A 22118-nucleotide genomic window follows, 5' to 3' on the forward strand; every position below is an offset into this window, starting at 1 on the left:
ACCTTTGAGACGACGCCCAGTCTAGGCGCACCAAAAAAGCCGATATTGCTGCGAGAGCAAATCGGCTGTCGTCATTTATTGGCGGGACACCTTGACGAGCTCCCCTGTCGAAGCATCGATAAAGCTATAGCCATTCTTCCATTTGCGCTGGTAGACCAACTGCGGTTCGGGAGCTCTTTGACCATCATACTTCTCCCACACGTAGACCAGCTCCAGGTCAATTTCTTGTTGGATCGTTTCTTTTGCTTCTTCTGTACTTACAATCTTCTTGGAATCTGGAAGGGTAACGCCCGGGTTGAGTGGGTGGAGGTTTAACTCGGTAATCGCGCCCGTCGCCTTGTCTACCCCCACCATATAAAATTCGTCAGACACTTCGATCCCGTTGCGTTTTGCGAAGAAAGTGAATGAATACGCTTTATCCTCTTCCTTATCCAGCTTGTTCTTGTCTACCCACTCCGGAATATCTTCTTCAGGAGTCTCTACGATAAGCGATAGCTCCGTTAACGCCGGGTCAAGATAAGGTACGAGTGCCGCAATCGCTTTTTTCTTCGCTTCCTCAATACTGATTTTCTGCTCTGTTTTTCGTTCGTCTGGCAAATTCAGATCGAAGTCGATGAGCCGATCACTCTGTTCATCTGTAATGAGGCTAACCATCTCAAATGCAGGCGTACCTTTATTTGAATCGTTCATCCAACGATAGGATTCGATTGTCTGAAGGCCTTCCAAAAGATTGTCCTTGTGATCATCGTATTCAAAGGTCGCACCAGACACATCAATACCAAACTGAGTTTTCAGCCATTTCTCTCCTTGTTCGCGGGAAGCTATTTTGATGCTTTTCCCTTCTCCTTTTACATGAACACTCTCTCCTGACATTTCGGTTTCTTCCCTTATGACTTTGCCGGTTAGAGCGTCGATCCAACCACTGGTATTCAATTGATAAATAAGCATCGGGTTCTTTTCTGCCGGCTTTCCATTTTGAGCATAGGAAATCGGCTGCTCCCATACGTATACCAGGTCCATCTCAAGCTTGTCCTTATAGATTTTGCTCGCTTCCTCAAGTGTTATCGCTTTTTTCGGATCAGGCCAGTTCACTTTGCTAGGATCGATGAAATCATACGCTTCATAGCGAATAATATGACCAGCATGATCAACGGATACGGAGAGAGAGTTGTTGGACAGAGGGAGGTCATTGATGAGAGAGTGGTATTTCACGGTGGAGCGAGCCCATTCCAGCTTGTTGCCTTTCCCGTCACCAGATCCTGCTTTTCCTCTGCCGAGATTTTGTTCGGCTTTCAGCTGTTTTGCTTCCGTACCGAATAAGTCCTCGATAAAAGTTGCAGCCTTGTCTCTGGCAAGCTTTTCTTCCGGATAATCGGCTGAAGCCCATGCTGGATTTCGGATATCCATGAAAAGCAGTCGGCCCGTATGCGCATCCAGCTCAAGGCTAACGGATGAGTATGCGTCATACTCTTCTTTTTCAGCTGTTTTTGGCATGTTGGTGAAGTGCAAGCTCCAGATCGGTTCCGGATAACGGCGAAAGCTGTCTTCCTTATAATGTTTATTAATTAACCTATACCCTTTCAACTCTGGAATCGCCTGAAATAGCTTGTCCAGAGAATCCTGAACATTTTGGGAATAATCATTCTTTTGAGACTCTGCCTTTTTCACATCACTTGCTGCCTGTACCGTTGGTTGATGGGTAGTCCAAGCAGGTGCAGAGGCAAGTAAGCACGCCGTTATAACCGTCATCATGGATGGATTAAGTTTCATTCGGCACCTCCAAATAGTGTTCAGATTTGCGAATAAGTTCGGTTTGACCTATCCAACGGTAAGACGGAAGGGCAATTATTTGCGTCACATATTATTCCTCTATTTCAAAATAATCCCTAACCCGTTTTTAAAAACACGTCCTCACGTTAATCGGCGAGGACGTGTTTGATAACCGCTCTACGTTGCGATGATGGATTCATTAGTACTAACCCATATAGAAAAAATTAGGTAACTCACGCTATTAATTACTTTCTTAGGATCCCCTGGAGAGCTCGCGTACCTTCTCTTCCATTTTCTCAGTTGGCAGAGAGGAAGACTTATTCTGTAGTGCTCCCCTCTGACACCGTCAACTCCGAGGGGAATTTGCCGTTTCTTCAAACCGATGCATTCGTTTGTAGAATGTACTTCTGGGGATTCCCAGAAGTTTTGCCGCTTTCGACACATTCCCGTTCGTCTTTTGCAGCGCCTCGACCATTTGCTGCTGCAATATCTTATCGCGAAACGAAAGAGAAGCCCCATGTTCCTCCATCCTCTGCTCAGAAAAGCTAAGGCTGGAGGAGACGCTTTTGCTCAACTCTGCGTTTTGATAGAGCAAGGAATGCAGCAGATGCAAGAGGTCGTCGCAGCTGTTCATAGAGAGAATCCGCAATTTATCCAGTACATTCATAAGCTCGCGAATGTTTCCTGGCCAGGTGTAAGCCATCAGCGCGGCAAAGAATTCCGGAGGGAAAACAGCATCCCAGTCATGCTTTTCGCAGTAATGGTGAACGAGGTGCGGGATGTCTTCTGCCCTCTGCCTGAGTACCGGAACATGCACCGGATATACGTACAGACGATAAAAAAGGTCTTCTCGGAACTTACCTTCTTTGACCAGTTGATGGATATTGCGGTGCGTGGCCGCAATCACGCGAAAATCGACGGGTATCTCTTGACTGCCGCCTAGCGGAGTAATTTTCCGTTCCTGCAAGACACGGAGAAGCGCCACCTGCATGGAGTGGGGGATTTCCCCAATTTCGTCCAAGAAAATAGTTCCTTGGTGGGCAAGTTGGAATTTCCCCTTCGCTCCGGTTCGCTTCGCCCCGCTGAACGCCCCTTCCACATAGCCGAATAGTTCGCTTTCCAGCAGCTCTCTCGGGATCGCGCCGCAGTTTACCGCAACGTACGGCCCGCTTGCCCACTTGCTGTTTTCATGAATCGAACGTGCGATCACTTCTTTTCCGGTGCCTGTCTCGCCCAGGATAAAGACATTGATGTCCGTGGAAGCAACCCGTCCAAGCTCTTCCAGCATCTTTCGAAATACACGGCTTGTGCCAGCCTCGCCAAGGAACCGAAACGGCTTGGCGGAACCCTTGTCCTGATAGACGGCCTGCCTTACCTGTTGCTCCTCTGCATTCCGAAGGTAGATACATTTGCCGATGAAACCACCGTGCTCCGCAGAGCAAATCGGCACTTCCATCCGATTTTGGTACCCGCGTATGTATATTTCATCGGCACGCATCCCACGCCAGTTCGGAATGTTCTGACGAATAAACCTACTCGCCGCGACGACGTTTTGACGTGGGGTGCAAATAATGAGCGGCTGTTCCTTTTCCAGTACTTCCATCGATCCCTGAATCAATTCCATCTCATCGCGATGAGAGCGGATTTTCACTTCTTTTTCCAGCGTATAAGCGGCTTGGGTGACAATCCCCAGCATGTATGGATGCGCCCGGTCGACCGGGCACGAAACGTCGAGGATACCCAGGACCTCCCCGTCATCGCTGCGTATTGGAGCGGCAGCACAGCTCCAACCATGGGAAGCTATGGAATAATGCTCCGAGCCGGTCACCATAATCGGCTGCCCCAGTGACAACGCCGTCCCAATTGCATTTGTCCCCATTTCGGCTTCGGTCCAGCGCACGCCCTCTACGAATCGTATTTTTTCGGCTACCTCCCGGACATTTTTGTTTCCCTTCATCCAGAGCACGTAGCCTTCCGGATCGATTAGAAGCGCGATCATTCCCATCTCGCTCGCGATTCGATCCATTTTTTCGAGAAAAGGGGCAGCGACGTCCATTAGCAAAGCATTCTTTTGCTGTTGGTGCCTAAGAGATTCCCCGCTCAGAATGTGCCTTCCCCGATCCAAGTACGGGCTGACTTGGGCGTTCCGGGAGCGATACCAAGATTCGATGATGGATTGGTGAATCCGGGAAGAATCCAATACGCCTTCCTGAACGAACCGCTTCCACATCTGCGAACTTAATGCGAATTCAAACAAGATACATTCCCTCCCTCAGTAACTCGCCTGAAGTAACTCCTGCCAGAATGTATGCAAGGTCGTCTCTCTTTGTCTAAATTCTAATCAAAAATAGCAGCGCTTACAATGGCCCAAAGCAAAATTCCCCCTGGGTTACAGGGGGCTTTTGGTTGCACCGATGCTTCAGGCGTGCAAGGCATGACCGATGGCAGACAGCAGAGCTTCGTGAACAGCTTCAGACAACGTCGGGTGGGCAGAAATGAACGTTTCCATCATATCCGCCGTCATTTCCCCGTGGATCATGACCGTTCCTTGTCCGATCAACTCCGTCGCACGCGGACCTACGATGGACACACCCAGTATTTCGTTGTATTCCGGTTCCGTGATGACCTTCACCTTTCCGATCGCTTCACCGAGAATCATTGCCTTGCCATTAACAGAGAACGAGAATTCTCCGATTCGCACGTCTCCGTATTGCGACCTGGCTTGCTTCTCAGTGAGGCCGACACCAGCGATTTCGGGCGAAGTGTAGATGCACCTCGGTACGGCCCGATAATTGGCTTTGGCGTCCAGACCGCACGCATGCAAGGCTGCTACCGTTCCTTCATGAAAAGCGACATGGGCGAGCTGGATGCCTCCGACAACATCCCCGCATGCGTAAATATGTGGCACGTTCGTTTGCATATGCCCGTTTACGAAAATACCTTGCTTGCCGAATGCTACACCCGCCCGATCAAGTTGCAGTTCAGCAGTCCGTGGTATCCTTCCGACGGCAACCAGCACAATCTCTGCTGCGGCTTCCCCGCTACCATCCGGGTTCTTGAAACGAACGGTTTTCGTCTGCTGATCGACCGAGGTCAACGACGTGGAGGTCAAGATCTTCACCCCGGTTCGTTCCAGCTGATCATGCAGAACACCCGCAATATCCGCATCTTCGCCGGGGAGAAGCTGATCCGCCATTTCAATCACTGTCACGTCGCACCCCATGCGACTGTATATGCTAGCAAACTCGCATCCGATGACACCTCCGCCGATAATCAGCAATGTCTGGGGAACCGCTGAAAGCGACATCGCTTGTCCGCTGTGGATGATCCAGCGATCGTCAAACGGCGCAAACGGTAGCTCAATCGGCTCCGATCCCGAAGCGATGATGATTTTATCGGCTTCAACAATTTCTTCTCCTTGATCATTCTCTACCGCTATTTGGCGTTGGCTGACAAAACGAGCCTTGCCCGTCAGCACCTTGATTTTGTTTTTTCTCATGAGAAATCCGATTCCCATGACGAGTTGCTGTACGATGTTGTTTTTGTAGCTCTGCACTCCCGGCCAGTCAATCGATACTTCCCGCTCGGGCACGCGAATGCCGAAACGGCCGGCATGCTTTATTTTCTCGGCCATCTCCGCGGACTCCAGGAGCGATTTGGTTGGCATACATCCTTCGTTCAGACAGGTCCCACCCAACACCCTCTGCTCGATCAGGGTGACCTGTTTGCCCTTTTTTGCGGCGGCAATCGCTGCAACGTAGCCGGCAGGTCCCCCTCCGATCACTGCAATCGTACTCATCCCATCACGTCCTTCACAAGAGCATCCGGTACGGCTCTTCCAGGTATTTTCTCAGCGTGTATAAAAATTCGGCTGCCGGTGCTCCGTCTAGTACGCGATGGTCGAACGTCAGACTGAGCGGGAGAATGCTCCGCCGCTGCACTTCCTCATCGATGAAGACAGGCGTTTCCTGCACGGCCCCTACGCCGAGAATGCCTGCCTCCGGTGGATTCAGCACCGGCGTAAAGAATTCAATTTCGTAAGCCCCAAGATTCGTAATGGAGAAGGTAGACCCTTGCATCTCTTCCATGCCAAGCGTCCCTTCCCGCGCCTGTGCAGCCAGCGCTTTGATCCGGCGGGAGAGGTCCAGCACCGATGTTGATTCCGCGTACCGAACGACCGGAACGACCAGCCCTTGTTCGAGCGCGACGGCTATTCCCAGGTGGACGTGCCCGTACCGATGAATCCGGTCATCGATATAGGCGCTGTTTACTTGCTTGTGCCTTTGGAGAGCGAGAACCGTCGCCCTCGCGATGAGATCGGTTAGGGTCAGCTTGATGTCGTGCTCTTTTTGAGTGACTTCGTTCATTTTCTTTTGCAAACCGATCAAGTCCGTGACATCAGCCCGTGTGGTGATCGTAAGCTGGGCGCTTTCCTGCAAACTGGCCATCATCCGGGAAGCGATCACTTTCCGCATTCCCGTGACAGGCAATTGCTCCGTCGTTTCCTCCACGACAACGGCAGGTGGTTTATCATCCTCCGCTGCTACAGCCTGCTTCGCCTCCCGGTCAGTGATCGCCTTTTCTACGTCTTCCTTTGTGATCCTGCCCACCGGTCCCGTGCCGATGAGAGATTCCAAGGGGAGACCGGCCGCCTCGGCCAACTTGCGCGCGACCGGGGAAATTTTCACTTCTTTCGCAGCAGCCGGACTTGCTGCTATTGTGGTCGACTTCGCCGCAACCTCTGGCTCCTCCGGCTTTTTCTCGGGAGCAGCCGTTTCGAACGTCGCCGTTGCGGCCGTTTCCTCCGAGATTTGCTCGCTTGGATGACCGATATATCCAATGACTGTTCCAGGCGGCACACCCTCCCATTCCGAAACAGCGATTTCCAGCAAAACACCGTTCGCCGGTGCTTCCAGATCCGCCTCGATTTTTTCCGAGCTGATGCTAGCGATCACTTCTCCTTTGGTTACCAGATCGCCGACTTGTTTGTTCCAATGGGAAACCGTTCCCTCTTTCATCGCCATTCCCATCTTCGGCATGAGTACCTCTACTGCCATCGGTTTTCCCTCCGTTTTCTTTCTTTCGTTCTGAATCAGACACTCAACAGCGATTTGTCGCCAAGCAGTTCGGATACCACTTGAATCACCGTTTGTGGCGTCGGTAAGTACAGGTCCTCCAGCACAGGTGAGAACGGAACCGGGGTATGCGGTGCTGTAATCCGCTTGATCGGCGCATCCAGACTGTCGAAACCTTTATCCGCGACCAAGGCCGCGATGTCGGTCGCAATGCTGCAGCGTGGATTTGCCTCGTCGATGACAATCAGCCGATTCGTCTTTTGTACGGACCCCAAGATCGCATCCTCATCGAGCGGCGACAGGCTGCGCGGATCGACGACCTCCGTTTCAATCCCTTTCCTAGCGAGCTGCTCCGCCGCCTCCAAGGCTGTATGCACCTGTTTACCAACCGCGACGATCGTCAAATCCGAACCGGCCCGCTTGATGTCAGCCTTGCCAATCGGAATTGTGTAATAACCGTCTGGCACCTCCCCCGTCATGTTGTATAGCGTTTTATCCTCAAAAAAGATTACGGGGTCATTGTCCTCGATGGATGCCAGCAGCAGCCCTTTCGCGTCAGCAGGTGTGGAGGGGACTACCACTTTAATGCCAGGAATGGCCGTGAACAGAGCATAAAGGCTTTGCGAATGCTGCGCCGCCGCCCGGAATCCGGCGCCGTGCGTCGTGCGGATCGTAACTGGCACCTGTGCTTTGCCGCCAAACATGTACCTGAACTTGGCCCCCTGGTTCAACACCTGGTCCAAGCAACTCCCAATGAAATCGTTGAACATCAATTCCGCAATCGGGCGAAGACCAGTGGTCGCAGCAGCCATCGCCGCCCCGATATAGCCCGCTTCGGTAATCGGGGTATCCAGCACCCGCTCTCTTCCGAACTCCTGGACGAGGCCTTTCGTTACTCCGAGAACGCCTCCCCATGCCTCTTCATCCTGCAAATGGTCGACCTGTGCCCCGCCGGCTACATCCTCGCCCATCAAAATCACGTTTTTGTCTCTGCGCATCGCGAGTTTCATCGCCTCGTTGATTGCCTGCGACATGCTCATTTTTTTGGTCATGTTCCCTTCCTCCTTTGCTATCGTTTTTTCAGTACGACACGTATACGTCTGTCAGCAGTTCGGACGGCTCCGGGTACGGACTGTTTTCCGAAAACGCGACTGCTTCCTCGACCGCCTTGTCAACCGCAGCTTCGATTTCATCCAACTCGTTTTCAGTAAACAGCTTTCCGGAGAGCAAATCGTTCCGGAATTTCCTGATCGCATCTATTTCCGACAAATGCGCCTTCTTGTCTTCTTCTTTTTTGTATTTCTGGGCGTCGCCCTCAAAGTGGCCGTAGTTGCGGTACGTCACGCACTCGATCAGAGTCGGCCCCTCTCCCCGGCGGGCACGCTCGATCGCTTCCTGTGCAGCCTGATAAACGGCCAGCACATCCTTGCCATCCACTCGGATGCCGGGAATATTGTAGGCGATCGCACGGTCCGCAATGGTTTTGCAGCTGGAGGCGTACGAAAACGGCGTGGCTTCCCCATATCCGTTGTTCTCTGCTACAAACACGGCTGGCAGCTTCCAAATGGCTGCCAGGTTGATCCCCTCATGGAACGTCCCCTGGTTGTTCGCTCCGTCACCAAAGAAACATACGCTTACAGCGCCTGTCTGCTTGTACTTGGCAGTCAAAGCGGCTCCGCAAGCAAGCGGATAGCCTCCCCCGACAATGCCGTTCGCCCCGAGCATTCCTTTGTCCAAATCCGCAATGTGCATGGAGCCTCCCTTCCCTTTGCAAAGTCCCGTGGCTCTACCGTAAATCTCCGCCATCATTCCATTCAGATCGCACCCCTTTGCGATGCAGTGTCCGTGCCCGCGATGCGTGCTGGTAATGGTGTCGCTGTCGTCCAGGTGCGCGCAAAGCCCGACCGCGATGGCCTCCTCCCCCGCGTATAAATGGACGAAACCGGGGATTTTCCCTTGGCCGAACAGGTCGTGCACCTTGTCCTCGAACTTCCGGATCTCCAGCATTTTTTGGTACATCCAAGCGGCCTTTTCGCGGGACAACGGAATCCCTTTGACTTGCTGATCCACTTTCGTCATTTACGTGTCTCCTCCTCGAACATGTTTTATTGAGGTCCAGCCTTTGACTCAAGGCATATCGCAAAAAGTATGCCAACCGCCGAAGCAGGTCACATTGCGGTTTTTTGTAACCGCTTTACTTTTTGGGGGGAACAAAAGTGGACACCTGTCTCGTTTTGTCTCGTTTTGTCTCCTTTTGTACACTGGCTCACCGCATGCCTTTGGACGGATAAGGGGTACGGCGAGGGATGAATTTTTGGAAATGGGTAATGTTTGCGAATAAAATAAGGAAGCCTCCGGTAACCTGTCGCAAACAAGTTAACCGGAGGCTTCTCTGTAGCACGGTGTTTCTCCTTACCTCTCTTCCTTCCGCTTCCTTCTCAATACATGGCGTTCCTTCGCTTTTTCATACTGTATCCGCTCTTCTTCTGTACCAGGAATGACACCAGGCACGCTCGTCGGCTTTCCTTGATCATCGAGGGCAATCATCGTCAGATACGCGCGTGCTGTCATCCGCTTTTCTCCGGTCAACAAGTTCTCCGCTTCCACTCTCACGAATACTTCCATCGATGTCTTATGGGTCCAGGTGACGTATGCCTCCAGGTTGATTGCTTCCCCCGTCTTGATTGGCGCTAGAAAATCAAAGGAATCGCTGGACGCAGTGACAACAGGCTTACGGCAATGCCGCATGGCTGCGATGCAGGCGATCTTGTCAACGTATGCCATGACTTTCCCGCCGAAAATGGTATGGTGGTGATTGGTATCCGGTGGCAAGACGAGATCAGTCAAAAAAGTTCTCGATTGTTGGATCGGTCGCGCTTCTGTCATCATTTGTGTGGCTCCTCTCATCGTGTGCACCTTCCCTACAGGGCTGTCAAACGACTCCGAATCGCTTTGGTTGCCGCAACCATGTTTCGCAATGACTGAACGGTTTCTTCTCTCCCTCTTGTCTTCAGCCCGCAATCCGGGTTAATCCAAAATTGATCAGGTGGAAGTACTTGTACACCTCGGGCTACCATATCTTCCATTTCAGAGACAGCTGGAACTCGGGGGCTATGGATATCGTATACGCCGAGCCCGATGCCTTTGTCATATGTACCTGTTTCGAACACTGACACGAGCTCTCCGTGGCTGCGGGAAGTCTCAATCGAAATCACATCGGCATCGAGCTCGCTGATGACATCCATGAAATCATGGAATTCGCAGTAGCACATATGTGTATGAATCTGTGTGCTCGGCGCAACGGTAGAGGTCGCTAGACGAAACGCTCTGACTGCCCATTCGAGATAAGCGGCTTGCTCTTCTTTTTTGAGCGGAAGTCCTTCGCGCAGCGCTGGTTCATCGACCTGAATCATGAGAATCCCCGCTTCTTCCAAGGCTTCTACTTCCTTTCGCAATGCCAACGCGATTTGTTCGCACACTTCTTCTCTGGAGACATCTACCCGAGTAAACGACCAGTTCAGAATGGTTGCTGGACCCGTTAACATGCCCTTCATTGGTTTGTCGGTCAATGATTTTGCATACACACTTTCCTTGACCGTCATTGGTGCCACAAACTCTACATCTCCGTAAATAATAGGAGGCTTGACGCAGCGTGAGCCATATGATTGCACCCAGCCGTTTTTCGTGAACAAAAAGCCATCGAGCTTTTCGCCAAAATACTCAACCATATCTGTTCGTTCGAACTCACCATGGACCAGGACATCCAGTCCGAGCTCTTCTTGGATCTCGATCCATTCCTTGATTTGCGCCTGAATGAAAGCATCGTATTGCTCCACTGACCAACTCCCTTTTTTAAACTGTTGTCGGGCTTGGCGAACCTCTGCCGTCTGCGGGAAGCTTCCGATTGTGGTAGTTGGCAGCAGTGGAAACTTCCACGTATTTTGTTGAATCTCTCGACGTTCGGGATAAGGAACACTTCTTTCAAGTTTTGCAGTAGCGATTTGACGTAAAGCATTCTTTACTTCTCCCCGATTCCTCGCTGGGGATAATGCTAGCCTCAGCAAGTCCGCTTCATTTTGGGCGATCTCTTTTGATATAACATACTTACCGTATCGGAATCCTTGGACTAAAAGCTGTACTTCCCCCAGTTTTTCGTCGGAAAACGCCAATGCAGGCATGACTTCCTCTGGCAAACCGCTCTCTGCCTCAACCGTTACCGGTACATGCAACAAACTACTGGACGGCTGCAGCCACAGCTTTTCGAGCGGAACAATCTCGGAAATTTCTTTGACCAGCTCCCATTTCTCCTCAATGGATGCACGCCATATGTTTCGACCGTCGATGATTCCCGCTGCGAGAATCTTGCCTGCTGGAAACCCGTGTTTTTTCAGATTGGTTAGATTTCGCTTCGCTCCGTGTACAAAATCAAGACCGATTCCCTTTACCGGTAAGGAAACCAGCTCCTCGTACCAATCCACCGCTTCAAAATAGGTTTGCAGCATGCACTGCAGATGTGGTAGAGCTTGACCGATTTGCGCATAGATACGCTTGATGAGGGCGCGTTCTTGCTCCGAAACATCCAGTACAAATGCAGGCTCATCGATTTGCACCCATTCCACACCGTGCAGCTCCAACTCCCGGAGAACGTCTATGTAGAGCGGTACGAGTTGATCCACGACGATCTCCAATTCGTTTTTCTCATATCCTTTGGACAATTTGACAAACGTATACGGGCCTACAATGACAGGCTTTCCGATGATGCCATACTTTTCTTTGGCCTCCAAATATGCCTGGAGAGGCTTGTTCTCGGTTATGGTTGGTTGTCGTTCCCCGAATTCCGGGACGATATAATGGTAGTTCGTGTTAAACCATTTCGTCATTTCGCTGGCGACAGCTTCTTTCGAACCGCGAGCCATGGCGAAGTATGTCGCTAATGAAACCGGGCCGCCCTCGTATTCATAGCGCTTGGGGACCATTCCAAACATCACAGCCATATCCAGCATGTGATCGTAGTACGTAAAGTCACCTACAGGGATCAGATCGACCCCTTTTTCCTGCTGAACCAACAGGTTTTGGTGACGGATTTGCTCCATTTGCTGGACCAGGCTTGCCTCATCGAGGGTGCCAGCCCAAAATGCTTCCAATGCCTTTTTCCACTCGCGGTTCTTCCCGATCCGTGGATATCCCAAATTGCTGCTTTTCATGAGCTTCCTCTCCATTCTTCATTCGATCCTGACTTGAATCCGCCCAATAAAAAAGGCATCTCCAACGATGAAAAAGAACGTTAGAAATGCCAAATAAGCACTGAGATCACAGCATCCTAACACCTCCCTATCTCCCGTAGGTTAAGCAGTGTCGTCGAAACAGGCAGGTCTCCTGACTTTGGGATCATCATCTGCACATGCCTTCCCAATCCGTTTGGATCAGTGGCTAATAAATGTGCCGACTCCCCTCATACAGTGGCGGGACCGTGTCGGATTCTCACCGACTTCCCTTTTCATCCTTGGTCGAGCGTGATAACCAAAGAACCTGTTCCCACTCTTATGAAATTGTCATGGTTCTGTGAAGTGCCCCCTTAAACGAGCAGGGCAGCATACTGTTCATACAGTAACACATATTCCATTTTTTGTCATACTAAAATCTAAAATCATCGTCCGTCAATGGTTCTACGTTTAGCGTGCGGACATAACCATTTCCTTTTTTCGAGAAGAAGTCATGCTGCTTCGTCTGCGTACGAATGCCGTTCAGCACGATTGGGTTCACTTCTTCCTCTGGGAAAAGCGGGTCCAGCCCCAGATTCATCAATGCCTTGTTCGCGTTGTAGCGCACGTAGGCATGAACCTCGTCAGCCAATCCGATTTCCGTATACAACGAAGTCGTATAAGCCTCTTCATTTTCTTGCAGCTCATGCAAAAGGGCATACAGCTCCTCTTTTGCTGCGGTCTGCTCGACCACACTCAGACCTTGATAGACTTCTTGCGCGAGAACGCCGACATAGAGTCCATGGATGCTCTCGTCGCGAACAATCAAATCGATAATTTCCCCGCTGCTTGTCATCTTTCCTTGACCCGCCAAATAGAGCGGATAGAAGAAGCCGCTGTAAAACAGATAGCTTTCCAGGAAGACGGACGCTACCATCGCCATGTACAAGTCTTTCGGTTTCTCAATTTCTTGATAGCGTTTCGAGATGAGGGCCGCTTTCTTTTGCAGATGTGGATTATTTTCTACCCACGAAAAAATACCGTCAATCTCTTCTGTCGATGCCAGCGTGGTAAAAATACTGCTGTACGATTTGGCATGGATTTGCTCCATCATGCCCATGAAGGCGAGAACCGCTTTTCTTTGCAGTCCATCGACATGCTCCATGATTTTCGGCATCCCTACTCCACCTTGAACCGTATCCAGCAAGGTGAGACCGCCCAATACTTTTTTATACGTGTCCCGTTCAGTTGCACTGAGCTCCATCCAGGCCATCTTGTCATCTGATAGCGGAATCTCATCATCCGTCCAGAACTGCATGATGTTTTGATTCCAAAACGTCATCGTAAAATCGTCGTCCGGCCTGTTCCAATTGACTGCTTTCATATGGCGTTCCTCTTCTCTTTTTGCTTGATGCTTTTCCTTTTATGAATCGCGTTCACTAAACCGCGCAGCTAATGCACTCTTCTACAGTCAAATGCTTCGTACGCGTATAGTAGAGTGACTTCAGACCTTTTTTCGCTGCGTAAATGTAATAGCGAGCCAGTTCTCTGGTTGAAATGTTGCTGTTCACGTGCAGCACTGTCGAAATTCCTTGGTCGATGTGCTCTTGAATTTCGGCAATCAGATCAATTACTTTGAATTGATCGATCACATATGCCGATTTGTAGTAAAAATAGTTTTCCTGCGACAAGTACGGCATCGGGTAATACGTCGTAGAGTTGGCATACGTTCTCGTTTCGATATGCTCAACGATTGGCATCACGCTAGAAGTCGCATTCTGAATGTAGGAAATGCTCTGTGTCGGTGCAATCGCCAAACGATACGCATGGTAAACGCCATGCTTTTGCACCTTTTGCTGTAGCTCCGCCCAATCCTCTGGCGTCGGAATGTACATTCCTTCAAAGAGAAGCTTTGCTTTTTCCGTCCGTGGGCTGTAGTCATTCGTCACGTACTTGTTAAAATAAGTGCCCTTTGCATATTCCGATTGTTCAAAGCCCAAGAAGGTCTTGCCTGTTTCCTTGGCAATTTCCATGCTTTTTTCCAAGGAGTAGAAGTTCATCATCATGAAAAACGTACGGGCGAAATCTCTCGCTTCTTCACTTTCGTAAGCGATTCTGTTCTTTGCCAGATAACCGTTCAGGTTCATCGCACCAAGCCCTACTGAGTGCAGCTCGCGGTTAGCCTTTTGAACGCCTGGAGCGTTTTCTACACGCGTCATGTCACTTACGGCTGTAATGGCTTCGATTCCTTCGTGGACAGATTCACGGATCATTTTGCGTTCCATCACGTTGACAATATTCAGCGATGCCAAATTGCAGCTAATATCGCGACGGATGATGTCCATCTCGCCGTAGTTGGTGATCGTCGAAGTCTCCTGCAGCTGGAAGATTTCCGTGCACAGGTTGGACATTTTCACCGAGCCGAGATCTTTCAGGGCATGATTGTTGTTCGCATTCGTTTTGTTCATGATGTACGGATAGCCTGATTCCATTTGGATCATCGCGATTTTGGTCAACATCTCGCGTGCGCTCATCACGGTCTTTTTCTTGATGCGATCGTTTGCCAGGAGTTCCTCGTACATGTCATCGAGGTCCATATCATCCAGATGCACGCCGTATTCTTTGTACACGGAGTACGGAGCAAACACAGTCAGTGGCTTGTTTTCCTCAGCCAGCTTGTAGAAAACATTTGGTACGATCAGACCGATGGACAACGTTTTGATGCGCGCTTTTTCATCTGCATTGATCTTTTTGCAATCGAGAAACTCGTTGATATCCCAGCCGAAAATGTTGTAGTACGCTGCACCTGAGCCTTTGCGTTGCCCCATTTGATCCGCGTAGGAAAATGCATCTTCCAGCAGCTTGAGGACTGGCATGACACCTTTTGCCGCGCCCTCGACGCCTTTGATCGGCTCTCCTCGTCCGCGGAGCTTGGACAGGTTCACGGCTACACCGCCGCCAATTTTGGATAACTGCATACAAGTGCCCAAAATAAAGTTGATAGAGTTCAGTGAATCATCCATTTCGAGCAAGAAGCAGGAGACCATTTCTCCGCGGCGGCTTTTGCCTGCGTTCAGGAAAGTTGGTGTCGCTGGTTGCAAACGCTGGTCCATCATGGATACTGTTAAACGCTTGGCGAGCTCAAAGTCACCTTGTCCAAGGGACAGTGCCACAACGGCCACCCGGTCTGGATACTGCTCCAAGTACATCGATTTATCGTTCGTTTTCAAGGCGTAATCTTTATAAAATTTGGAGATAGCCATATACGAAGCAAATTGAAAATCAGCGTCATAGGCCAAACGGAAAACTTCATCAACCTGCTCAACCGTGTATGTTTCATAGACGTTCTCATAGAAGTCATTCTCGATCAAATAGTCCATGCGTTCTTTGACACTGTTAAAAGTCATCGTGTTGGACTGCACTTCTTCCATGAAGACCGCAACCGCTTCCCGATCCTTTTCCAGTTGATAAAATCCGTCGTTGCCACGCTGCATCAGTTCGTTGTTCAGTTCAATATGCCGCAATTGCTGCCACCCCACTCGTAAATTGTTCCACGTCACGGCCGGTACCGGACAGTTCAAATTTAGAAATCACCGGAACGCCGTATTGGCTCGCGATCGTATCCGCGCTTTTGGCAAAGCTGGTTCCCCAGTTGCGGTTGCCGCTGGCAGATACTCCGCGCAGATGGACATGATTTCGCTTCAGGAACGTCGCCACCTTCTCCGGCACTTGTCCGAATCCCGTCGTGTATGTGACCAAAATGAATGGCTCGTCCAGCACCATATCTTGATTAATTTCCACATGTGGCAAATTAATTTTGTTGACGAATCTTCGGACGTTTCCTGTTTTTGAATCATAAGCGATTAGCATGTCCCTCATCCTATCCTACTATTTTTACTCTGTATGTATGTTATTTAGCCAAAGTAAAAGCGCATCCGACGTTTACATGCCGAATGCGCGTGATGACTTCCATCTAGCAATTCGCCAATGCGAATTGAGCGCTCGAACACTTCCCTATCTCCCGTAGGGTAAACAGTGCAAGCGGTTAGGCAGGTCTCCTGGCTTTTGGATCATCGCTCCATTTACACCTTCCCGATCCTTCAGGATCAGTGGCATTCTATCGCAAATGGAACTCTCTCATTACAGTGGCGGGACCGCGTCGGATTCTCACCGACTTCCCTATTAAGTCTACCAAATCTGGCTGGTAAACACCTTACCGCATCAATATGTAGTTGGTAAAACTTACTTTACCTCAATATATCGTAGGAGTCAAGCTCAGTATGGGCTCTTTTCGAAAACTAACTATTCTCCTTTTTCGGCTATTGCCAATCTCTGGTTCTCGTTCATATAATATATTTTGTGCGTGCTGGTTAGCCTTGTGGAGATTGGAGAGTAGCCTTCATGAAAAGCACCGACTATCAACCTGTCGTCATTCCTCGTTCATACAGTAAAAACATGACCTATCAAGAGCGAGACTATCACATTTTCGTAAGTATACCTGCTGATCCCGCTCCGGAATCAGGTTTTCCCGTCATATATTTGCTAGATGGCAACTCTGTTTTTGCCACCATGACCGAAGCGATACGGATACAATCACGTGGCCCTGAACGAACTGGCGTATATCCTGCTATCGTCGTCGGGATTGGCTATCCGACGGACGGTCCGTACCATCCTGCCCGTTTCTTTGATTACACATACGAAGTTCCAGCCTCAGAGCTTCCTGGCAACCCAAGTGGTACAGAGTGGCCTCAGATGGGGGGAGCGGAGCAGTTCCTCACCTTTTTGGAGGAGGAGCTCAAGCCTAGCATTGAAAATGACTTCCCCATCGATCGGACGCAGCAAGCGATTATTGGACATTCGCTAGGTGGCTTGTTTGTTTTGCATGTACTTTTGACCAAACCACATGCTTTTCAACGTTATATAGCTGGCAGTCCCTCGATTCATTGGAATGAGAGCGTGCTACTTGCGAAGGAGAGTCAATTACCGAAGCTGCTGACAGATGATCTCGACGTCCATGCGCTCCTCAGCATTGGGGAGCTGGAAAACGATGGCCGGTTCTTGGTCAAAGAAAAATCCCTGGCGATGGTCGAACGATTATCCTCCATGGGTAAAGGTCAAATCAAGGCTTCCTTTAAAGAATTTGCTGACGAAAATCATTCGTCCGTTTTGCCAGTCTTCATTAGCTATGGACTCAAATTCGCTACGAAAAAAACTGCCCGCTAAAAACGGGCAGTTTTTGTTTATCATGATTTGCTTACTGTAGTGATAACACTCTGGTGATTTGGGGCAGCTCTTCGATGGCGGAAACAATCGTCGGTGTAATCTCTTCATCAGTCACAGAGACAAGCAGGGCATTCTTCCCTTTTTGCTCGCGCGATACATTCAACTTGGAAACATTGATTTCATACTCGGCCAGTTTTCGTGAGACATCATAAATCACGCCTGGATAATCGATATGGCGAACCAACAATCCATGGGCCCCTGGAGGTATGCGACACGCACAGTAGTTGATTTCACTGATGTACACTTCTCTCCAGTCTTGCGCAAAGGTGTACTTGTTCGCTCCAACACGCAAAATCGCCAAATGATTCGCATATTCGCCGGAGCTGTGTTGGACAGGAACCTTCATTCCGAGTCCTTCCACTAGCAGTGTTGCGATTTCCTCTTTATTCTCATGAGCAAGAATACTTAATTGTGCACCCGCTAACTCTGGCTCGAGTCTTCGAATCAGTTCAGCCAGCTCACGCAGTCCAGCATATTGGGTCATGTGATGCCTTCACTCTCCCAGTCAGGTTTATCCTTGTTATTACGGTAGAATCCATGCTTCCGGCTCTTTCTTGATGGAGGATTCGTTATCGGCACGATACCAAGCCGTCAACGTTTGCCCATCTTTCGTAAAGTGGATTCGGTAAATGGTATTGCCTTTTCCGCTGTTGGTAAAAGGACTTTCCTCCAGCGGAACCGCTGTCACTCCACCCGCGTTTACAACCCCGCCGTTCTCCTTGATGACGTTTTGGATCGTCGCCATATGCTCTTTACCCATGGAGGCCATCCCGAAATAAGAGATGATCGCCAAGAGAACTGCTCCCGCCAAAAATGAAACGATAATCACTTTTGATTTTTTCGTAGCATCCACCGAGTGCTTCCCCCGTCTATCTTAGTTCTCTTTATCGACTAGGCGTACCTTGTCAATCGTCCCTCCACCCAAGCATACTTCTCCATCGTAGAAGACAACAGCCTGACCGGGTGTCACTGCTTTTTGCGGCTGATCAAATACAACTTCTACGTTGCCATCCTCCAGCAGGTGAACGGTTACTCCCTGATCTGGCTGACGATAACGGAATTTGGCTGTACAAGTAAACGTTTCGGAAGGCTTCTTATCACTGACCCAGCTCACGTTGGTCGCCAGGAGACTCTTCGAGTACAGGCGGATATGATCAGAGCCTTCACCAACGATCAGGACATTCCGTTCCAGATCTTTGTCTACAACAAACCAAGGCTGTCCGCTCGTGCCATGACCTCCGCCAATCCCTAAGCCTTGTCGTTGACCCAATGTATAGTACATCAGTCCGTCGTGCGTACCGATGACTGCTCCATCTACGGTCTCAATATTTCCTGGTTTGGCAGGCAAATAGTTTTGCAGGAACTCGCGGAAGTTGCGCTCCCCAATAAAGCAGATCCCAGTACTGTCCTTCTTTTTCGCTGTATAAAGTCCTGCTTTCTCTGCAATCTCCCTTACTTGCGGTTTCGGAAGATGACCGATCGGGAACATCGTTTTGGAAAGCTGTTCTTGGCCCAGTACATTCAAGAAGTAAGTCTGATCCTTGTTGTTGTCAGCGCCGCGAATCAGCTTGTACTCGCCATCGATGTACTTGACCTGCGCGTAATGGCCGGTAGCAATATAATCCGCCCCCAGATCCATGACCTTGGCGAGAAGCTCACCGAACTTGATTTCACGGTTGCACATGACATCCGGATTCGGTGTACGTCCTCGTTTATATTCATCCAAAAAATACTGGAATACCTTGTCCATGTATTCTTTTTCAAAGTTTACCGTGTAATATGGAATGCCGATCTGTTCACAGACGCGCCGGACATCCTGGAAGTCTTCTTCCGCCGTGCAGTGGCCGAATTCATCGGTATCATCCCAGTTTTTCATGAAGATGCCGATGACGTCATATCCCTGTTGCTTAAGCAGGTAAGCCGTCACGGAGGAGTCGACTCCGCCGGACATGCCGACAACGACGCGTGTATCTTCTGGTCGCTTCATAAGTCTTTCTCCTCTTATTCAATTTGTACCCTTACAGATTACCATGTTTCGCAAAACAAATCATGTTTTGTTGCACTTTTACCCGATAGAATGAAAAAACGCCTGACGCATAGGTGGCGCCAGACGTTTGGTAGCAAGGTTATGCCTGCGAAGATTCATCCTTGATTTCCGCGCGATATCCCTCGATGCTTTCTTCACGACGCTGATTTTTCGCTTCGAGGGTTGATTTTTCCTCTGCAGAAATCTCTCCAGCATGAGCCGTCAGGTAATCTTCGGACTCACGAATGTTCTCTTCCGTATTGGAAATCATCTGTTGAAGTTTTTCTGCGTTGTCAGAACGGTCATCCGGCTTCGCCATAATCGATACGCCTCCTACAAAGGGTTATATTCAACACCTTTACCATTGTGCGCCAATCATGGTTTCTTTATGTACCCGTGTTATAATAGAAGAAACGGATTAAACGAAAAAGAGGGTTTCACCTATGGCTTCCTTAGATTTGTTGGAAAGAAAGCTGCTTCGGATCATCTCTGATACAGATCCAGTCCGCCTGAAACGTCAATGGGTGAAGGGACAAAAGGTACCGGAATCCGAAGTGGAACAGCGCATGCGAATCGATCTTCTTTTGCGCAGACTCGACAAGCTCCCTGAGGCTAAGCGCCAAGAAGTGCTTGCGCTACTCAAGTGGTTTAGCTGGTAGAAGATTAGCGGATGGACGTTCCCAGACGCCACTGGTCGTCTATCCGATTCATTTGCTTTATATCCACAATCGCATCATGATTCAGCGGTCCATAGATGTGTGGATACAGCAACCCGTCCTTCGCAGCCTCGTATTTGACTTCCGAAGTCGTTTTTGTTTCATCGACAACGAGTACATACAACTCCTCGTCAAACTGTGCATAGACGCGGTTTGCTACCTTTTCAAGCAGCTCGTCCCCTTTCGTCGCGTGAATAAAGCCTTCCTGCTCGTAATCGCGCGGCAAGTAGTGATCCTTGTCCATCCACTTTTCCCAGTATGCTTTTGGCACCATGCAGTAAATAATATTGTCTTGCATGTTTCTCCTCCGGTTTCGATTATTTTTTTGGCATTGCTTTGTTTAGGTGACGCATAGCTTTATCATAGAACATCTGCTCCATTCGTCCCTGATCATATCGCCATTGAACGAAGTTACGCAGAGAGTGCAAATCCACCCAGGCATCCTTTGCTTGCGGATCGCGGTCAGGTACCTCACCCGTTATTTCACCATCGTAGACAAGCTTCGCCATCTCAGTTGGATGCATACCGATCTGATAAGCGATTTGGTGCAATGCTATTTTCATGGAATCTCCCCTTGCCGTTCAAGGATACATCTTCTCTTCCGTCTATTGTGCCAGTCTTTTCGAATGATGCCAAGCCCCTAGCCCTACTCCCAAAGGATGTACCTTCCTCCCTTGCGTTTTGCTACAATGAACAGAGAATTTTGAGGAAGGGGCGGTATTCCATCATGTCAAAGCAACGAAATCAACCACGAAAGAAATGGTTCCAGCGAAAACGCATCTGGATTCCCCTTCTTTTCATCGCTTTCCTCTTTCTAGGCAACAGCTCTTATCTTGCAAAAGAGCCAGAAGGCGAGCCTTTTTTACTTGCTCACCGCGGGATGGCACAAACCTTTCATATGGAGAACATCACCAATGAAACTTGTACGGCGGAACGGATTTATCCACCGGAGCATCCGTACCTGGAAAATACGATTCCGTCCATGCAGGCAGCTTTTGATGCAGGTGCGGACGTCGTCGAGCTGGATGTACAATGGACCAAAGACAATCGATTCGCCGTGTTTCATGACTGGACGCTCGACTGTCGGACAAATGGTACCGGTGTCACGAGAGATTATACCTTGGCCGAATTACAACAGCTCGACATTGGCTACCATTATACTGCGGATGAAGGGAAAACCTTCCCCTTCCGTGGAAAAGGGATTGGCATGATGCCCTCTCTCGATGATGTGCTACAAACATTCCCTAATCGCTCACTGCTTATCCATATCAAAAGTAATGACCCACTCGAAGGGAAAGCGTTGGCGGATGTTTTGGCGGCATTGCCTGCAAAACGACTGGCACAGCTCTCTGTTTATGGCGGTGACAAACCAATCGAGACATTGAAACAACAACTGCCCCAGCTGCGTGTGATGTCTATGGCGACAATGAAAAGCTGCCTGATCCCGTACATAGCAGCAGGTTGGTCCGGATATGTACCAGAAGCCTGTGCACAAACCCAATTGCATATTCCCGATCAGATTGCCCCATGGCTCTGGGGTTGGCCGAATCGGTTCATGGCAAGAATGGAAGCAAAAGACACACGCGTGATCCTAGTCGCAGGCAGTGGAGATGTGTCGCAAGGCTTTGATGTTCCGGCTGATTTAAAACGGGTGCCAGAAAGCTTTACAGGTGGAATATGGACGAACCGGATCGATCTGATTGGTCCAGCTTTTCACGAAAACGTAGAAAAATAATGAAACGGTTCTCAGACATATTCGTATATACTTATACGGAATAGACTTCCAACCTAACTAGGAGTGATTGATATGCTTAAGAAGCTTTTGAAAAATTTACTCGGTAATCACTCATCTTCGCATAAGTACCGGAAATACAGCAGCAGCGATTACAAACACCGCAGAAAGTATAGCTCTAGCAATCGGTACGGACATTCCCATTACGGCAGCTCTCATTATAAAAGAAAGCACTCCAGCCGTAGCTTCTTCAGCAGTTAAACAACTGTTTCACCAATGATTAGACAGCAAAACTCCGCTTATGCTAGCGGAGTT

21 protein-coding genes and 2 riboswitches are annotated in these 22118 nt (G+C 49.6%); of the genes, 4 read left to right on the plus strand and 17 right to left on the minus strand.

Features of this window, described 5'->3' with window-relative positions; translation table 11 throughout:
* Positions 1-75 precede the first annotated feature (75 nt).
* The 11 genes from M3630_RS01965 to nrdI all read right to left on the minus strand — a co-directional run bounded on the left by M3630_RS01965 (position 76) and on the right by nrdI (position 15916).
* Positions 76-1770: a YcdB/YcdC domain-containing protein gene (locus M3630_RS01965; protein WP_251251047.1), complete on the minus strand. Its 1695-nt coding sequence runs from the start codon at positions 1768-1770 to the stop codon at positions 76-78.
* Between the two features lie 346 nt (positions 1771-2116).
* The gene (locus tag M3630_RS01970; protein ID WP_251251315.1) at positions 2117-4000 is read right to left on the minus strand and encodes a sigma-54-dependent Fis family transcriptional regulator; all 1884 of its coding nucleotides are present in this window, start codon (positions 3998-4000) and stop codon (positions 2117-2119) included.
* Between the two features lie 189 nt (positions 4001-4189).
* Positions 4190-5569 carry a dihydrolipoyl dehydrogenase gene (gene lpdA / locus M3630_RS01975; RefSeq protein WP_251251048.1) on the minus strand — a complete coding sequence of 460 codons (1380 nt, stop codon included), beginning with the start codon at positions 5567-5569 and terminating at the stop codon, positions 4190-4192.
* Positions 5570-5582: 13 nt separating this feature from the next.
* On the minus strand, positions 5583-6827 hold the full coding sequence (locus M3630_RS01980; protein ID WP_251251049.1) for a dihydrolipoamide acetyltransferase family protein: 1245 nt from the start codon (positions 6825-6827) through the stop codon (positions 5583-5585).
* Positions 6828-6862: 35 nt separating this feature from the next.
* The gene (locus M3630_RS01985; protein WP_251251050.1) at positions 6863-7897 is read right to left on the minus strand and encodes an alpha-ketoacid dehydrogenase subunit beta; all 1035 of its coding nucleotides are present in this window, start codon (positions 7895-7897) and stop codon (positions 6863-6865) included.
* Positions 7898-7925: 28 nt separating this feature from the next.
* Positions 7926-8924: a thiamine pyrophosphate-dependent dehydrogenase E1 component subunit alpha gene (locus tag M3630_RS01990; RefSeq protein ID WP_173607767.1), complete on the minus strand. Its 999-nt coding sequence runs from the start codon at positions 8922-8924 to the stop codon at positions 7926-7928.
* 333 nt (positions 8925-9257) lie between these two features.
* Positions 9258-9752, minus strand: coding sequence for an acyl-CoA thioesterase (locus tag M3630_RS01995; protein ID WP_251251051.1), 495 nt, complete (start codon positions 9750-9752; stop codon positions 9258-9260).
* Between the two features lie 14 nt (positions 9753-9766).
* A complete protein-coding gene (metE, locus tag M3630_RS02000; RefSeq protein ID WP_251251052.1) occupies positions 9767-12049 on the minus strand; it encodes a 5-methyltetrahydropteroyltriglutamate--homocysteine S-methyltransferase in 2283 nt (760 codons plus the stop codon).
* 145 nt (positions 12050-12194) lie between these two features.
* Positions 12195-12393: riboswitch (cobalamin riboswitch) on the minus strand.
* 86 nt (positions 12394-12479) lie between these two features.
* Positions 12480-13430 (minus strand): class 1b ribonucleoside-diphosphate reductase subunit beta, encoded by a 951-nt coding sequence (gene nrdF, locus M3630_RS02005; RefSeq protein ID WP_087350004.1) that lies wholly within the window; start codon positions 13428-13430, stop codon positions 12480-12482.
* A gap of 55 nt (positions 13431-13485) precedes the next feature.
* Positions 13486-15570, minus strand: coding sequence for a class 1b ribonucleoside-diphosphate reductase subunit alpha (gene nrdE, locus M3630_RS02010; protein ID WP_251251053.1), 2085 nt, complete (start codon positions 15568-15570; stop codon positions 13486-13488).
* Entirely contained in the window at positions 15557-15916 is a 360-nt protein-coding gene (nrdI, locus tag M3630_RS02015) for a class Ib ribonucleoside-diphosphate reductase assembly flavoprotein NrdI (protein WP_173607771.1), read from the minus strand. The genes nrdE and nrdI overlap by 14 nt, the downstream gene beginning before the upstream one ends.
* Positions 15917-16077: 161 nt before the next feature.
* Positions 16078-16277: riboswitch (cobalamin riboswitch) on the minus strand.
* 170 nt (positions 16278-16447) lie between these two features.
* On the opposite strand from nrdI, the gene M3630_RS02020 reads away from it, so the two are divergent.
* The gene (locus M3630_RS02020) at positions 16448-17269 is read left to right on the plus strand and encodes an alpha/beta hydrolase (RefSeq protein ID WP_251251054.1); all 822 of its coding nucleotides are present in this window, start codon (positions 16448-16450) and stop codon (positions 17267-17269) included.
* 31 nt (positions 17270-17300) lie between these two features.
* On the opposite strand, the gene M3630_RS02025 is transcribed toward M3630_RS02020, so the two are convergent.
* The 4 genes from M3630_RS02025 to tlp all read right to left on the minus strand — a co-directional run bounded on the left by M3630_RS02025 (position 17301) and on the right by tlp (position 19674).
* Entirely contained in the window at positions 17301-17813 is a 513-nt protein-coding gene (locus M3630_RS02025) for an ACT domain-containing protein (protein WP_251251055.1), read from the minus strand.
* Between the two features lie 39 nt (positions 17814-17852).
* Positions 17853-18182 carry a hypothetical protein gene (locus M3630_RS02030; protein ID WP_173607774.1) on the minus strand — a complete coding sequence of 110 codons (330 nt, stop codon included), beginning with the start codon at positions 18180-18182 and terminating at the stop codon, positions 17853-17855.
* Between the two features lie 21 nt (positions 18183-18203).
* Positions 18204-19316: a tRNA 2-thiouridine(34) synthase MnmA gene (gene mnmA / locus M3630_RS02035; RefSeq protein WP_047067366.1), complete on the minus strand. Its 1113-nt coding sequence runs from the start codon at positions 19314-19316 to the stop codon at positions 18204-18206.
* A gap of 139 nt (positions 19317-19455) precedes the next feature.
* The gene (gene tlp / locus M3630_RS02040) at positions 19456-19674 is read right to left on the minus strand and encodes a small acid-soluble spore protein Tlp (RefSeq protein WP_173607776.1); all 219 of its coding nucleotides are present in this window, start codon (positions 19672-19674) and stop codon (positions 19456-19458) included.
* Positions 19675-19798: 124 nt separating this feature from the next.
* Here tlp and M3630_RS02045 point away from each other — a divergent pair, with 124 nt between their 5' ends.
* Positions 19799-20014 carry a hypothetical protein gene (locus M3630_RS02045; RefSeq protein WP_056487845.1) on the plus strand — a complete coding sequence of 72 codons (216 nt, stop codon included), beginning with the start codon at positions 19799-19801 and terminating at the stop codon, positions 20012-20014.
* 4 nt (positions 20015-20018) lie between these two features.
* On the opposite strand, the gene M3630_RS02050 is transcribed toward M3630_RS02045, so the two are convergent.
* Positions 20019-20369: a DUF952 domain-containing protein gene (locus tag M3630_RS02050; protein WP_251251056.1), complete on the minus strand. Its 351-nt coding sequence runs from the start codon at positions 20367-20369 to the stop codon at positions 20019-20021.
* A gap of 19 nt (positions 20370-20388) precedes the next feature.
* Positions 20389-20634: a hypothetical protein gene (locus M3630_RS02055; RefSeq protein WP_221868543.1), complete on the minus strand. Its 246-nt coding sequence runs from the start codon at positions 20632-20634 to the stop codon at positions 20389-20391.
* Positions 20635-20798: 164 nt separating this feature from the next.
* Between M3630_RS02055 and M3630_RS02060 the strand changes: the two genes are divergently transcribed.
* Positions 20799-21806, plus strand: coding sequence for a glycerophosphodiester phosphodiesterase family protein (locus tag M3630_RS02060; RefSeq protein WP_251251057.1), 1008 nt, complete (start codon positions 20799-20801; stop codon positions 21804-21806).
* A 72-nt stretch (positions 21807-21878) separates the two neighbouring features.
* Positions 21879-22064 (plus strand): hypothetical protein, encoded by a 186-nt coding sequence (locus M3630_RS02065; RefSeq protein WP_083994995.1) that lies wholly within the window; start codon positions 21879-21881, stop codon positions 22062-22064.
* Positions 22065-22118: the final 54 nt, after the last annotated feature.

This window comes from Brevibacillus sp. MER 51, assembly GCF_023714195.1.
Classification (GTDB): domain Bacteria; phylum Bacillota; class Bacilli; order Brevibacillales; family Brevibacillaceae; genus Brevibacillus.